10 protein-coding genes are annotated in these 14,558 nt (G+C 72.0%); 5 read left to right on the forward strand and 5 right to left on the reverse strand.

Translation table 11 applies throughout. From position 1 onward, the window contains the following. Position 1: 1 nt before the first annotated feature. Positions 2 to 691, reverse strand: coding sequence for a cell division ATP-binding protein FtsE (ftsE, locus tag EJ357_RS17905; RefSeq protein ID WP_126392634.1), 690 nt, complete (start codon positions 689 to 691; stop codon positions 2 to 4). Positions 692 to 1,016: 325 nt separating this feature from the next. Between ftsE and EJ357_RS17910 the strand changes: the two genes are divergently transcribed. Next, positions 1,017 to 1,208, forward strand: coding sequence for a hypothetical protein (locus EJ357_RS17910; RefSeq protein WP_126392635.1), 192 nt, complete (start codon positions 1,017 to 1,019; stop codon positions 1,206 to 1,208). Positions 1,209 to 1,316: 108 nt separating this feature from the next. Here EJ357_RS17910 and EJ357_RS17915 read toward each other — a convergent pair whose 3' ends face one another. From EJ357_RS17915 to EJ357_RS17930, 4 genes are all read right to left on the reverse strand, one after another. Continuing rightward, positions 1,317 to 1,955, reverse strand: coding sequence for a hypothetical protein (locus tag EJ357_RS17915; protein WP_126392636.1), 639 nt, complete (start codon positions 1,953 to 1,955; stop codon positions 1,317 to 1,319). Positions 1,956 to 2,250: 295 nt separating this feature from the next. Next, entirely contained in the window at positions 2,251 to 3,357 is a 1,107-nt protein-coding gene (gene prfB / locus EJ357_RS17920) for a peptide chain release factor 2 (RefSeq protein WP_126392637.1), read from the reverse strand. A gap of 287 nt (positions 3,358 to 3,644) precedes the next feature. Further along, the gene (locus tag EJ357_RS17925; RefSeq protein ID WP_126392638.1) at positions 3,645 to 4,886 is read right to left on the reverse strand and encodes a serine/threonine-protein kinase; all 1,242 of its coding nucleotides are present in this window, start codon (positions 4,884 to 4,886) and stop codon (positions 3,645 to 3,647) included. 258 nt (positions 4,887 to 5,144) lie between these two features. Beyond that, positions 5,145 to 6,839: a serine/threonine-protein kinase gene (locus EJ357_RS17930; RefSeq protein ID WP_126392639.1), complete on the reverse strand. Its 1,695-nt coding sequence runs from the start codon at positions 6,837 to 6,839 to the stop codon at positions 5,145 to 5,147. Positions 6,840 to 7,208: 369 nt separating this feature from the next. On the opposite strand from EJ357_RS17930, the gene EJ357_RS17935 reads away from it, so the two are divergent. From EJ357_RS17935 to EJ357_RS17950, 4 genes are all read left to right on the forward strand, one after another. Continuing rightward, positions 7,209 to 10,652 carry an FHA domain-containing protein gene (locus EJ357_RS17935; RefSeq protein ID WP_126392640.1) on the forward strand — a complete coding sequence of 1,148 codons (3,444 nt, stop codon included), beginning with the start codon at positions 7,209 to 7,211 and terminating at the stop codon, positions 10,650 to 10,652. Between the two features lie 220 nt (positions 10,653 to 10,872). Then, entirely contained in the window at positions 10,873 to 12,255 is a 1,383-nt protein-coding gene (locus tag EJ357_RS17940) for an ABC transporter substrate-binding protein (protein WP_126392641.1), read from the forward strand. 67 nt (positions 12,256 to 12,322) lie between these two features. Then, the gene (locus tag EJ357_RS17945; RefSeq protein WP_126392642.1) at positions 12,323 to 13,606 is read left to right on the forward strand and encodes a carbohydrate ABC transporter permease; all 1,284 of its coding nucleotides are present in this window, start codon (positions 12,323 to 12,325) and stop codon (positions 13,604 to 13,606) included. Further along, on the forward strand, positions 13,603 to 14,517 hold the full coding sequence (locus EJ357_RS17950; RefSeq protein WP_126392643.1) for a carbohydrate ABC transporter permease: 915 nt from the start codon (positions 13,603 to 13,605) through the stop codon (positions 14,515 to 14,517). Before EJ357_RS17945 ends, EJ357_RS17950 begins: the two co-directional genes overlap by 4 nt. Positions 14,518 to 14,558: the final 41 nt, after the last annotated feature.

Here is a 14,558-nt window from a genome sequence, read left to right on the forward strand (position 1 = left end):
GTCAGTGCTGGTAGCCGTAGACGCCGCGTGCCTGGTCGCGGACGAGGCGGCCCTGCTCCAGCTCGATGACGCGCTTGCGCATCTGGTCCACGATGTTCTGGTCGTGCGTGGCCATCACCACGGTGGTGCCCGTCCGGTTGATCCGGTCGAGCAGCTTCATGATGCCGACGGAGGTCTGCGGGTCGAGGTTACCGGTGGGTTCGTCGGCGATGAGCAGCTTGGGCCGGTTGACGAAGGCCCGCGCGATGGCGACGCGCTGCTGCTCACCACCGGACAGCTCACCCGGCATCCGGTCCTCCTTCCCGCCCAGCCCGACGAGGTCGAGCACCTGCGGCACGGACTTGCGGATCTCGCCGCGCGACTTGCCGATGACCTCCTGCGCGAAGGCCACGTTCTCCGCGACCGTCTTGTTCGGCAGCAGCCGGAAGTCCTGGAAAACCGTCCCCAGCTGGCGGCGCATCTGCGGCACCTTCCAGTTGGACAGGCGCGCGAGGTCCTTGCCAAGAACGTGCACCTGCCCGTGGCTGCACCGCTCCTCGCGGAGGATCAGCCGCAGGAAGGTGGACTTTCCGGAGCCGGAGGACCCCACGAGGAACACGAACTCGCCCTTCTCCACTTCCAGGGACACATCCCTGAGTGCGGGGCGGGTCTGCTTGGGGTAGACCTTGGAGACATTGTCGAATCGGATCACGGATGCACCACGGGTCGCCGGGGGTAGATGAGCGTGACCATACGCGAACCGGAGGCGGGGGCGCAGTCGCCGGAGGGGTTGCGCGAGCCTTGTGCACTTTTGTGCGGGGTTCGCTTCTTGACGAACAGCGGGGAAGCGCCCCTTTAGGGGCGCGGGGAACTGCGCGAGCAACCACAACGGCGCCGCGGCCGCGAATCCCCCTCAGCCACCCCTCCGGAAGCGACCCGGCGCAGCTTCCGCAGGAACCTGGCACAGTAGAGGTGGGGAACGTTCTGGAGGCCGAGCCCGTTGAACCCCCGGAGGGAACACGCTAGGAGGGTGGCGCATGACGTACGACCGGCTGGTGTGCGCGAACTGTGCCGCGCCCGTGAGTGAGGGCCGCTGCCCCGTGTGCCGGGCGAACCGAGAGCGGCTGCAGCACGAAAACCTGTTCGCGGGGCTGAACCCGATGACACTGATCGCCCTGCTGGCGGTGCTGATCGCAGCGGTCGCGCTACTCGCGCACCAGACGGCGTAGGGCGGCGCACCTCCCGTACACGGACATGGCGAGGGGCCCGGAGCGAAACGCGCTCCGGGCCCCTCGGCCGTACAAACTACGTCACACGGCGTGCATCAACGGCTACCGTCAGGCAGCCGCACCGCCGCGGCCGCCCGCGAGGCGCGGGAGGATGCGGAAGCCGATACCGCCGGCGATCATCGTGGCGGCGCCGACCAGCAGGAACGTGGTCTGGGCCGCACCGGTCTCGGCGAGCTGCTCGCCGCCGCCCTGGGCGGACGTGCTGGTGCCCGTGCCGCTGTTCGAGCCGGTGTCGGCGAGGCCGGAGGAGCCCTCCTGCTGCGGGGAGGTGCCGCCGTCGGGGTCGGTGTTGTTGTTACCGCCGCCGTTGTTGCCGTTCCCGTTGCCGTTCCCGTTACCGTTCCCATTGCCCGGGTCGGTCGGGTCGGTGGTCGGGTCGTCGGTGGGGTCCGTCGGCTCGGTCGGCTCGGTCGGGTCCACCGTCGGGTCCGTCGGGATGTCCGTCGGCACGTCGGTCGGGATGTCCGTCGGGATGTCCGTCGGGATGTCCGTCGGGATGTCCGTCGGCGGGTCGGTCGGGTCGTCGTCGCCGAGACCCGTGTCGACGCTCACACCGATACCGCTCTCGTCGGCGCTCACGCCGATTTCCAGCGCGGAAGCGGCACCCGCAGCGGTCAGCGAGGCACCGGCCGCGATCACGGCGCCGGCCGCGATCCGCGCGATACGGATCCGCGTCTTCTTAGTCATCTGGTTGCTACCCCCAGTAGCTGAATCGTCGGTGAGGCGGGCGCTCGGGGGCCGTGATCGACGGAGGTAGTGCTGCAGTTGAGCTCCCCCGGTTCACATGCGCCCCAGAGATACGCATGCCACGCTTTACCCTTCCCATTTTTCAAAGACTCGTCAAGGCCGTTTACTTGCGCCATGTCCAAATACGGGGGCTATGCCAGGGGTTGGAGCCTGTGAGTGTGATGTAAAACCCAGACATGCAGGCACAGAAAAGGCAACTGCCGCCGAAGTGGCGGCAGTTGCCTTGTCGACAAAGTTACTTCTCCTGCTGCTTGCGCCAGCGAATTCCGGCTTCGAGGAACCCGTCGATCTCACCGTTGAACACGGCCTCGGGGTTGCCGACCTCGAACTCGGTGCGCAGGTCCTTGACCATCTGGTACGGGTGCACCACGTAGGACCGCATCTGGTTGCCCCAGGAGTTGCCGCCGTCGCCCTTCAGGGCGTCCATCTTGGCCTGCTCCTCCTGCCGGCGCCGCTCGAGGAGCTTGGCCTGGAGGACGTTCATCGCGGTGGCCTTGTTCTGGATCTGGGACCGCTCGTTCTGGCAGGAGACGACGATGCCGGTGGGGAGGTGGGTGAGTCGCACCGCGGAGTCGGTGGTGTTCACGCCCTGGCCGCCGGGGCCGGACGACCGGTACACGTCCACCCGCAGCTCGGACTCGTCGATCTCGATGTGGTCGGTCTGCTCGACCACGGGGAGCACCTCGACGCCCGCGAAGGAGGTCTGCCGCCGGCCCTGGTTGTCGAAGGGCGAGATACGCACGAGCCGGTGCGTGCCCTGCTCGACGGAGAGAGTCCCGTAGGCGTACGGCGCCTGCACGGCGAAGGTGGTCGACTTGATGCCGGCCTCTTCGGCGTACGACGTCTCGTAGACCTCGGTCTTGTAGCCCTTCTGCTCCGCCCAGCGCAGGTACATCCGCTGGAGCTTCTCGGCGAAGTCCGCGGCGTCGACGCCGCCGGCCTCGGCGCGGATGTTGACGAGCGCCTCACGGGCGTCGTACTCACCGCTGAGAAGCGTCCGCACCTCCATCTCGTCCAGCGCCTTACGGACGGCGGCGAGCTCGGACTCGGCCTCGGCACGGGTGTCCGGGTCGTCCTCCTCCTCGGCCATCTCGAAGAGAACGCCGAGGTCGTCGATACGACCGCGGAGGGCCTCGGCCTTCCTCACCTCCGCCTGGAGGTGGGAGAGCTTGCTGGTGATCTTCTGCGCCTCGTCCGGGTTGTCCCACAGGGACGGCGCGGCCGCCTGCTCCTCGAGCACGGCGATGTCTGCCCTCAGCTTGTCGAGGTCCAGAACGGCCTCGATCGACTCCATGGTCGAGGAGAGGGACTTGAGCTCTTCGGATACATCGACGACTGCCACGCCTCCAGCGTAACGGCTCCGCCAAGCGGGGAGCTCCGGGCACTGCGGGCTGACGTGACGCCCGGTGACGCCTCTCTCCGACGCGGGTGCGCCTTTCGGCCCGTTCCGCCGCTCGACGCGCCTTCTCGACGCCGGCCCAGGCATGTCAGCCCGTCCGGCGTTTGAGGACGAGGCCCCTTAAGGGCCGAAGCGGGGGTCTGGGGGCGCAGCCCCCAGAAACGCCCCGGGGTCGAAGGGGCGGAGCCCCTGGAGGGCGGGACGGGTAGGGGCGGCGGGGGCGAGGAGAGCTAGGGGGCCGCCGGGGCCGAGTTGTTCGTGTCCTGCGGCGTCGCGTCCGCGTCGTCGCCCGACGTGGCCAGCCACGTCCCCACACCCGCCGCGGCGACCAGCGCCACCGCCGCCGCCCCCAACGCCACCCGGCGCCGCCGCGTGGCGGCCCGGTGCCGGGCGGACCCCGGACGCGGCGCCCCCGCCGCCCTCGGCACCCGTGCCGTACCGCGCGCACCGCCGGCCAGCTCGTCCGGAGCCGGCACCCTCATCGACGTATGGGTGTCACGGTTGGAGTCGGCCGGCTTGGCGCCAGGCACCAGCGGCACCGCACCCCGCCGCCGCACCCGCTCCCCCGCCGGAGCCGCCTCCTGCGCGACCGGCGCCTCCTCCTGCGTCGGCTCCGAGTCCGGCTCGTCCACGTCCAGCGGCGGCATCCCGGCCAGCATCGGCAGCAGCTCCCGCAGCCGCGCCCCGAGCTCCGACGCCCGCAACCGCGAGGCCGGCGCCTTCGCCAGGCACTGCACGATCAGCTGCCACAGCTCGTCGGGGATGCCCGGCAGCGGTGCCACCGACTCCGTGACGTGGCGGCGCAGCACCGCACCCGGGTGGCCGCCGCCGAACGGCGTGAAGCCCGCCAGCAGCTCGTACAGGACCGTGGCGAGGGCGTAGATGTCGACCGCCGCTCTCGGCGGCAGTCCCTCCACGATCTCCGGCGCCAGGTAGTCCGGCGTACCGATGATCTTCGTCGCGCGGGTCCGGCGCGGTGAGTCGATGAGTTTCGCCACACCGAAGTCCGTCAGGAGGGCGGGGTGGGAGCCGCCGGGCCCCAGCGGGCCCTGCATGTCCAGCAGGACGTTCTCCGGCTTCACGTCCCGGTGCACGACCCCGGCCGCATGCGCCGCCGCCAGCCCGTCCGCGATGTCGGCCACGATCGCCACCGCCGCCTCGGGCGCGAGCCGCCGGTCGCGGTCGAGCCGGGTGCGCAGGTCCGTGCCGCGGACCAGGTGCATGACCAGCGCGAGGTCGTTGCCGTCGACGACCAGGTCGCGTACGGAGACCACGTTCGGGTGCTCCAGGCCGAGCAGCGCCGTCCGCTCCTGCACGAAGCGCCCGACGAGCTCCTGGTCGGACGCGAGATCCTCACGCAGCAGCTTGATGGCGACGGGCCCCTCGGGCCCCTCACCCAGCCACACCGTGCCGGCGCTGCCCCGCCCCAGGATCTGGTTGGCGGTGTACCGGCTGCCGATCTTCCGTGCCAAGACTGCTCCTACCGACGCGTGTTGTCGCCGCTGCGTCATTCCGGGGGACGACCCCCCGGACCCCCAGCCGACAAAACCGGGACCCCCGGTCGATAAAACTACGCGTTCAAGGAGCCAACCTTCACTCCGGAGACGGAAATCACCCGCGAGGTGTCGACAAATCACCAACCCAGCTCAGGCCTTGCCGAATCCGGGCGGTACCGAAGCCTTGGCTCAAGCGGTACCGGAGCCTGGCTCAGGCAGTACCGGAGCCTTGGCTCATGCGTTGCCCGAGCCTTCGCCCAGCTCCCCGATCCACCCGGTCACGGTGCTGAACCAGTCGGTGAGCTGGTCCCAGTAGCCCTTGCCCGTGCCGATCCAGCCCTGCAACGGGCTCAGCTCCCAGATCAGCCAGCCCGCGACGAACAGGATGACGATCGTGAACAGGCATCCCTTGAGGCAGCCGAGCCCGGGGATCCGCATCGGGTTGGCGCTGCGCTGACGCGGCTGACGCGGCTCGCGCTGCGGCCGCTGCGGCTCCGGCGCGGGCGGCGGGGCGTAACGCTGGGGCTGCTGCTGCGGCCGGCGCGGTGGGGCGTACGGCTGCGGCTGGTGCTGCTGCGGATGGCCGTACCCCTGCGGCGGCCGGCCCTGTGAGGGCCGCTGCTGCTGGGGCTGCTGCTGCGGGCGGGCGACCTGCCGCTGGGGGCGGCGGCGCAGCGGGTCCTGGTCGGGGTCGAGGTACTGGACCTGCGTCTGCTCGTTGCGGTCCCGGGCCGCGCGCAGCTGGTTCTGCCAGGGGTGCGGGTCCTCGGGGCCTGGCTGGCCCGGCTGCTGTCCGGGGGGTCCGGGCGGCATCGACGGCATGACGGCCGTCGGGTCCGCGGCGCCGCGTGCGCCCGGGCCGCCCGTGTTCGGCAGTACGGCGGTGGGGTCGGCGGCGCCCGCCGGGCCGGGGGCGCCGGTGTGCGGCAGGACGCTGGTCGCGGCGTTCGGGTCGAACGCGCCCGCGCCGTGCTGCAGCACCTGGGTGGGGTCGGCCGAGCCCGGCACGGCGGTCGGCGAGGGGTCGGGGGCGAGCAGCGCGGCGACGCCCTCGGCGGCCGCGATCTGCGCGGAGTTCGCGTGCACGCCGACGCCCTCGGCGACGACGCGCAGGGCGCGGGCGAGGTTCTCGGCGCTGGGCCGTTCGTCGGGGCTCTTGCGCAGGCAGCGTTCTATGACCGTCCACAGGGGGTCGGGGACCGTGGACGGGCGGCGCGGTTCGGCGCTCAGGTGCTGGTGCAGGACCTCCAGGGCGGAGCCGCCGCCGAACGGCGGACGGCCGGTGACCAGCTCGTAGAGGAGGATTCCGGCGCCGTAGATGTCGACGGCGGACGTCTGCGGGCGGCCCTCGGCGGACTCGGGCGCGATGTACGCGGGCGTGCCGACGAACTCATGGGTGCGGGTCAGGCCCGGGGAGTCGGCGAGGCGGGCGATGCCGAAGTCGGTCAGCATCGGGTGCATCTGGCCGCCGCTCTGCTTGAGCAGGACGTTGGCGGGCTTCAGGTCGCGGTGGACGACGCCGTCGGCGTGGCTGGCGCCGAGCGCGTCGGCGATCTGCGCGGTGAGCAGGGACGCGGCGACCGGGCTGAAGGGGCCGTTCTCGCGGAGGTAGCGGTGCAGGTCGGGGCCGTCGACGAGGTCCATGACCAAGGCGAGCAGATCGCCCTCGACGACCAGGTCACGGACCCGGACGATGTTCGGGTGGGTCAGCCGGAGCAGGACGGAGCGCTCCCGCAGGAACCGCATGACGATGTCCGCGTCGCTGGCGAGTTCCTCCTTGAGGACCTTGATCGCGACGGTCTCGCCGGGCTGCCCCGGCACGGCCGCCTCGGCCCCCGCGGTCTCCCGCTGGCGGGCTCGCCAGACGGTCCCCGTGGCGCCACGACCGAGCGGCTCCTCGAGGAAGTACTTGCTGCCTACCGGCCGCACGTCGCGCTCCCTGCTGCTTGCCTACGTTCCGATCCACTGTAGTGCCGTCCCCCACGACACCGGCCTGTCGTCATTCTGTGCGTCTTACGTACGGCTTCCCGTACATGTTCGAAGGAAAGACGCTCGGCTCTGTCTCGTGGTTGCCGCAAGCGGACGTGAGCGATCTCAAGTGATCGCCGGCAGTGCACTTGTCAGGCACTTTTGCGGGCAGAGCCGACCAATCAAGATCACTTGCCTTCGGGCGGGGGGCGCGTTGTCAGTGGCAGGTGCGAGGATGCGTGCAGTACTGGCCGAAGTGCTCGTGTGGGGTGGGGAGATCCGTCGGACGGGCCCTGGTCCGCGCCCGCGCAGAAGGGACCGCTGACGCCGATGCAGATCCGGCTGACCGTCGTAGACCCGCTGGCCTCGCCTGCCCCGGCGAGGGGCCGCGCCGCGAGCTGCGACGTGCTGGTCACGGCGCCCGCGGGCACGGCCCTGGCCACGGTGGCGTCGGCGCTCGCCTCGGCGGTGTCCGGCGGTGACGGCCCCATCGTGCTGTACGCGGGCACGGAGCGGCTCGACGACCACCGCAGCACGCTCGGCGAGCCCCCGCTGATAGACGGTGCGGTGCTGTCCCTGGGCGCCCCGCCCGCGCCCGAACCGCACCCCGAGCTGGACGACGCCCCGACCCAGCTCCATGTCGTGGCGGGGCCGGACGCGGGCGGGGTCCACCTGCTGCACGGCGGCGAGATCCGCATCGGCCGCTCCGCCGACGCCGACGTCCCGCTCGACGACCCGGACGTCTCCCGGTTCCACTGCGCGGTCACGGTCGCCGCCGACGGCCGCGTCTCGGTGGCCGACCTCGGCTCCACGAACGGCACGACGCTGGACGGCACCGGCGTGACCACCCGCCCGGTGCGGTTCGCGCCGGGCGCGCTGCTGCGGATCGGGGAGTCGGCGCTGCGGCTGACTCCGGCCGCAGGCCCGGGGGCGCGGGTGCGGACGGAGCCGGACGGGGAAGGGCATGTGCGGGTCCCCGCCGGGGACGACGGGCTCGATCTCCCGCCGGGGCCCGCCGCGGACGCCTCGACGGTGGCGCACACGCGCGTGGCGGACGGCGGCGACGCGTCCGGGTCCTCGGGAGTCCGGCCGGCCGCTCAGGAGCACGGCTCGGTCGAGCCGGCCGTCGTGCCGCTCCAGGGCGGGGCACCGCGGATCGAACGGCACGCCGGGGCCGAGCGGCCGCCCACGGCACCGCGCGGCGGCGACACGCACGGCGCGGGCTTCGAGGTGGGCGCCTTCGGCGGGGACGGCGGGGGCCACGGCGCCGACGGCGAGGCCGGCCGCGACGCCGCCCCGGCGCACGGCAGCAGCCGTAAGGGCACCCCGCTGCGGGGCACGGACGTGCCGCCGGGCGTGCGCAGGCGCGGAGGGCTCTCGAAGTGGGCGCGGCGGCTGGCCGGCGGGCGCGGGGAGCAGGGGACGGCGCGGCATGAGGCGTACGACGATGACGAGCGGGCCGAGGCGACCGAGCTCCCCTCGACGGCGAACGGACCCCGCGTGCCGGAGACCTGGCCGGACCCCGCCTCCCTGCTGCTGACGGCCCTGGGCCCCGGCCCCCGGCTGTGGGAGCGCGCACCGGGCCACCCGGAGGCGCTCACGGTACGGCTCGGCACGGCGGACCGGTCGGCGCCCGACGGCTCGGGACTGCTGCCCGCGGTACCGGTGACGGCCGATCTGCGCGAGGTCGGGGCGCTGGGTCTGGCCGGCCCGCGCGAGCGGCTCACCGGGCTGGCCCGCGCGGTGATCGCCCAGCTCGCCGCGCTGCACTCGCCGGACGCCCTGGAGGTCGTCCTGATCAGCGCGGACCGCCACCGTCCTCTGGAGGAGCGCACCGCGGAGTGGTCCTGGCTGGGCTGGCTCCCGCATGTCCGCCCCGGACACGGCCAGGACTGCCGCCTTCTGCTGGCCTACGACCGCGAGCAGGCGACGGCCCGTACGGAGGAGTTGCTGCGGCGCCTTGAGGACCTGGCGGCTCAGACGCCCGCCGGGGCGGGGTCCGACGGTGCGGCGCGGGGCGCGGACGGGCAGCTCCCCGACCGGCGTGCCGTCCGGCGGCCCTCCTGGGCGCGGGACGACGACCCCGCCGACGGGGCGGACGGATTCGCGGGGCCCTACAGCGTGGTCGTCGTCGACGGCGATCCCGGCGGTGCCGACGTACGCGAGGCCGTGGCGCGGCTGACGCTGGAGGGTCCGCGGGCCGGGATCCATGTCGTGTGCCTGGCCGAGACGGCCGCGGCGTCGCCCGCCTCGCCGGTGACGGAGACCTACGAGGCGGCGTGCACGGTGTCGCCGGTGTTCCGGGAATGCGGTGCGGTCGCGCTGCTCAGCGGCGATGTGGCGACGGCGCTGCGGCTGATGCGGGTGGCGCGGGGCGGCGGCGTCGATCCGGGCACCGTGGGCCCCGGGCGCGTGGCTGACGGCACGGCCGGCGACGGCCAGGCCGGATCCGCGCCGGCCTCCGCGGCCGACCCCGGCCACGGCCCTGTCGGGCACGGCACCGTCGCCGCCGTGGACGCCGTCTCGCTCGCCTGGGCGGAACGGTTCGCGCGGGCGCTGGCGCCGTTGCGGACCGAGGGAGCCGCCGGGGAGCGGCACGCGCGCGTGTCCGTGCCGTTGCCTCAGGCGGCGCGGCTGCTGGACGAGTTGGGGCTGGCCCGGGCCACACCCGCGTCGCTGATGGCGCGTTGGGCCGACGCGGGCGATGACGCGGAGGCCCTCGGCGGGCGGGCGTGTGCCGTGCTGGGGGCCGGGCCGCGCGGGCCGGTCAGCGCGGACCTCGGCGCCGACGGGCCGCACCTGCTGATCGAGGGGCCGCCCGGCAGCGGGCGTACGGAGCTGCTGCGGGCCGTGGTCGCCTCGCTCGCCGCGGCCGAGCGGCCGGACCGGCTCAGCGTCGTGCTGATGGACGGCCGGGACACGGTGAGCGCGGGCGGCGCGCACGGCGACGGACTGCGGGTGTGTACGGACGTCCCGCATGTCACCACCCATCTCACCGCCAACGACCCGGTGCGGATGCGGGAGTTCGCCCAGTCGCTCAGTGCCGAGCTGAAGCGGCGCGCGGAGCTGCTCGGGCGGTCCGACTTCACCGAGTGGCACACGGGCCGTGAGCTGTCGAGCCGGATGGTCGCGCAACGCGCGGCGGGGACGGGGGCCGGTACCGGCAGCGGTGACCTCACGGGCGATCTCGACACACCGCCCAGCTCCACCATCCGGCTGCGGCCGGGGGCGGCGCGTCGGCAGGCCGAGGCCGTGCCGCCGCCGTTGCCGCGGCTCGTCGTGGTCGTGGACGACCTGGACGCGTTGGTCTCGCCCGCGCTCGGCTCGCCGGGCAGGCCGGCCGCGGGCTCGGTGATACGGGCGCTGGAGGCCGTGGCGCGCGAGGGCGAGCGGCTCGGCGTGCATCTGGTGGCCGCCGCGGGGATCGGAGGCCGTACGGCGGAGTCGGAGCCGGCCCGCCTGGCGACGTTGCGGGTGACGCTGGACGCGGTCGCGGCGGGGCCGGACGAACCGGCGCCGGGGCGCGGGCGGTTGACCTGGGCGGACGGGAGAGCGGTGCCGTTCCAGAGCGGGCGGGTCACGGGGCGTATTCCGCGGACGGCGACGCTGCGGCCCACGGTGGTGCCGTTGGAGTGGCACCGGATGGGCGATCCGCCGGCCCGGCGTCCGGTGCGCGAGTTGGGGAACGGTCCTACGGATCTGGCGTTGCTGGCCAGTGCGTTGGAGAGGGCGGCACGGGAGGTCTCGGCCACGGCGGTTCCCTCGCTGCTGTGAGGCAGGTGCCGTGCGGGGCCCGCTCGGCCGGCCAGGCGGCCGGGCTTGAGGGCGAGTCCGCCGGTGCCGATGGCAGGGGTGCGGGGTCCTTGGTCACGAGGCCGTCACGATCCCCCGCTTGACAGCGGACGCGGTCTTGCCGCCCCCCACCCCAGGGCGTAGACCAGATCAAACGGGACAGCGCTCGAACGTTCGACGAGGCACGAAGAACGGGGCAGTGATGCGCAGCACGAGCAGCAAGAACCGGACAGGCAGGGCCGCCAGGGCCGCGGCGGCCGTACTCGCGGGAGCCCTCGCTCTCTCGCTCACGGCATGTGGCGGCGACGGCGACGACGATGGCGACGAACAGGGCGGTTCCGGCAACGAGGAGACCGCCGGCGCCGTCACCCTTCCCAAGCTGAACGGCGAATCCCTCGAGGTCGCCGCCGTATGGAGCGGTGCCGAGCAGGAGAACTTCAAGAAGGTCCTCGCCGAGTTCGAGAAGCGCACGGGCGCCAAGGTGACCTTCGTGCCCGCCCAGGACCCGATCATCAACTTCCTCGGCTCGAAGGTCGCGGGCGGTCAGCCGCCGGACATCGCGATGCTTCCGCAGCCCGGCGCCATAAAGCAGGCCGTCGACAAGAAGTGGGCCAAGCCCCTGGGCGCCGACGCGATCAAGGAGCTCCAGGAGAACTACTCGCAGGGCTGGCAGGACATCGGCAAGGTCGACAACAAGCAGTACGGCGTCTACTACAAGGCCGCCAACAAGTCCCTGATCTGGTACAACGCCAAGGTCTTCGAGAACGCGGGGGCCAGTGAGCCCAAGACGTGGGACGAACTGCTGAGCACCGCGCAGACCGTCTACGACTCCGGCGTCACCCCGTTCTCCGTCGGCGGCGCGGAGGGCTGGACCCTCACCGACTGGTTCGAGAACATCTACCTCTCCCAGGCGGGCCCGGAGAAGTACGACCAGTTGGCCAAGCACGAGATCAAGTGGACCGACCCGTCCGTGAAGGACGCGCTCACCGCGCTCGCCCAGGTGTGGGGCAAGAAGGACTACGTGGCGGGCGGCGCGACCGGCGCGCTGCAGACGGACTTCCCGGCGTCCGTCACCCAGACCTTCACCGGCGGCGACCAGCCGAAGGCCGGCATGGTCTACGAGGGAGACTTCGCGCAGGTCAACATCGTCCAGGCGAAGGCGAAGGTCGGCACGGACGCGAAGGTGTTCCCGTTCCCGGCCGTCGGCGACACCGCGCCCGTCGTCTCCGGCGGCGACGCGGCCGTCATCCTCCAGGACTCCAAGGCCGCGCAGGCCCTGGCCACCTGGCTCGCCTCCCCGGACGCCGCGACGATCCAGGCGAAGCTCGGCGGCTACCTCTCGCCGAACAAGAACGTGGACAACTCGGCGTATCCGAACGAGGTGCAGCAGAAGATCGCCAAGGCGCTCATCGACTCCGGCGACGACTTCCGCTTCGACATGTCCGACCAGGCCCCGCAGGCCTTCGGCGGCACGCCCGGCAAGGGCGAGTGGAAGGCGCTGCAGGACTTCCTGAAGAACCCGACGGACATCGCGGGAACGCAGCGCAAGCTGGAAGCCGACGCGGCCGCGGCGTACGGAAACTGACGCCGTGTCGTCGGCGGAAGCGGCAGGGGCCCCGCCGGCCCCTGCCGCACCCAGGTCGCGCAAGAGTGTGACCGGCACGCGCAGGACCATGGCGGCGCTGTTCCTGCTGCCCGCCCTCGTGCTGCTCGGCGCGCTCGTGGTCTACCCGATCGGGTACTCGGTCGTGCGCAGCTTCTACGACCAGTCCGGCGGCGGCTTCGCCGGATTCGACAACTACGAGGCCCTCTTCACGGATGACGGCATCCGCACCGCCCTCAAGAACAACGTCATCTGGGTGGTGTTCGCCCCGACGGTCGCCACCGCGCTCGGTCTGATCTTCGCGGTGCTGACCGAACGGGTGCGCTGGGGCACCGCGTTCAAGCTGGTCGTCTTCATGCCGATGGCGATCTCGATGCTGGCGGCGGGCATCATCTTCCGGCTGGTCTACGACCAGGACCCGGACAAGGGTGTCGCGAACGCGGTGTGGGTGGGCGTGCACGACACCTTCGCGCAGGCGTCCGCGTTCCCGAAGGCGCACCCGGGCCGGGAGTCGCCCCTGGAAGCGGCGCCGGGCGGCGGTTTCATCACCAAGGCCACCGTCAGCGCCGGCACCCCGGTCGTCCTGCCCCTCGTCGGTGTCGCCCCCGACCAGATGCCGGACGACGCCAAGGCCGCCGTACAGGCCAAGGCCGACCCGGACAGCATCACCGGCACCACCTGGCAGGACTTCACCCGCGGCAAGGGCGTCGGGACGCTCGGCGGGGTCGACGCGTCCGAGCTTGGCTATGCCGGGATGAAGATCGAGGCCGTGAAGGACGGCAAGGTCGTGGCCTCCACGAAGGCGGCGGACGACGGCACGTTCACGTTGCCGGCCGCCGCCGAGGGGGCCCGGCTCAAGCTCCCGGCGGACAACTTCAAGGAGCCGTACAACGGGCTGGACTGGCTCGGCCCGTCGCTCGTCACACCGTCCATCATCGGGTCGTACATCTGGATGTGGGCCGGTTTCGCGATGGTGCTGATCGCGGCCGGGCTCGCGGGCATCCCCCGCGATCTGCTGGAGGCGGCCCGGGTCGACGGCGCCAACGAGTGGCAGGTGTTCCGCAAGGTCACGGTGCCGCTCCTCGCACCCGTCCTCGCGGTCGTCACCGTCACCCTGATGATCAACGTCCTGAAGATCTTCGACCTGGTCTTCATCATCGCCCCGGGCTCCTCCCAGGACGACGCGAACGTCCTCGCACTGGAGCTGTACCGCAAGGGCTTCTCCGAGGACCAGCCGGGCGTCGCGAGCGCGATCTCGGTGTTCCTGCTGCTGCTGGTGATTCCGGTGATGTGGTTCAACATCCGTCGGTTGAGGCGGGAGGGGCGGCGATGAGCGCTGACGCCGGAAGGCTTACCAAGGCGGCGCCCGAGCCGCTCAGCGTCGTCAAGGGCGAGCAGTCCCTGGGCGGACGGCTCGCCTCCTTCGTCAGCGGTGGGCTGGTGCGGGTGTTCCTCATCGTCGTCGGACTGTTCTGGCTGGTCCCGACGATCGGACTGCTGATCTCCTCCCTGCGGCCACCGGAGGAGATGACGGCCAGCGGCTGGTGGGAGGTCTTCAGCAAGCCCTCCCAACTCACCTTCGACAGCTACGACAAGCTGCTGGGCAACAGCGACATCACCAACTCGATCCTCAACACCGTGCTGATCACGGTCCCGGCGACGGTCCTGGTCGTCATCATCGGCTCGCTCGCGGGCTACGCGTTCGCGTGGATGGAGTTCCCGGGCCGCGACTGGTGGTTCCTGGGCGTGGTCGGCCTGCTGGTCGTGCCCGTGCAGGTGGCGCTGATCCCGATCGCCGAACTGTTCGGCAACATCGGCATCTTCGGCTCCCTGATCGGCGTGATCCTCTTCCACGTCGGCTTCGGGCTGCCGTTCGCGGTGTTCCTGCTGCGGAACTTCTTCGCGGAGATCCCGAGGGAGCTGCTGGAGGCGGCCCGGCTGGACGGCGCCGGTGAACTGCGCCTGTTCTTCCGCGTCGTGATGCCGCTCGGCGGGCCGGCGATCGCCGCGCTCGGCATCTTCCAGTTCCTGTGGGTGTGGAACGACATGCTGGTCGCGCTGATCTTCACCGACGCCGACAGCCAGCCGATCACGGTCGCGCTGCAGACACAGGTACGCCAGTTCGGCAACAACATCGACATCCTGGCGCCCGGCGCGTTCATCTCCATGGTGATCCCGCTGGTCGTGTTCTTCGCGTTCCAGCGGCAGTTCGTGTCCGGCGTGATGGCGGGCGCGGTCAAGTAGCCGCGGGGAAGGGCGGCCGCCGTACAGGACGGTGCCTCAAG

It is taken from the genome of Streptomyces cyaneochromogenes (assembly GCF_003963535.1).
Classification (GTDB): Bacteria; Actinomycetota; Actinomycetes; order Streptomycetales; family Streptomycetaceae; genus Streptomyces; species Streptomyces shaanxiensis.

Bases quoted from the DNA above. Each gene is read 5' to 3' on its own strand.
- EJ357_RS17915 (WP_126392636.1), bottom strand. From the start codon at position 1,955: ATGACTAAGAAGACGCGGATCCGTATCGCGCGGATCGCGGCCGGCGCC.
- EJ357_RS17910 (WP_126392635.1), top strand. From the start codon at position 1,017: ATGACGTACGACCGGCTGGTGTGCGCGAACTGTGCCGCGCCCGTGAGT.
- EJ357_RS17950 (WP_126392643.1), top strand. From the start codon at position 13,603: ATGAGCGCTGACGCCGGAAGGCTTACCAAGGCGGCGCCCGAGCCGCTC.
- EJ357_RS17940 (WP_126392641.1), top strand. From the start codon at position 10,873: ATGCGCAGCACGAGCAGCAAGAACCGGACAGGCAGGGCCGCCAGGGCC.
- EJ357_RS17935 (WP_126392640.1), top strand. From the start codon at position 7,209: ATGCAGATCCGGCTGACCGTCGTAGACCCGCTGGCCTCGCCTGCCCCG.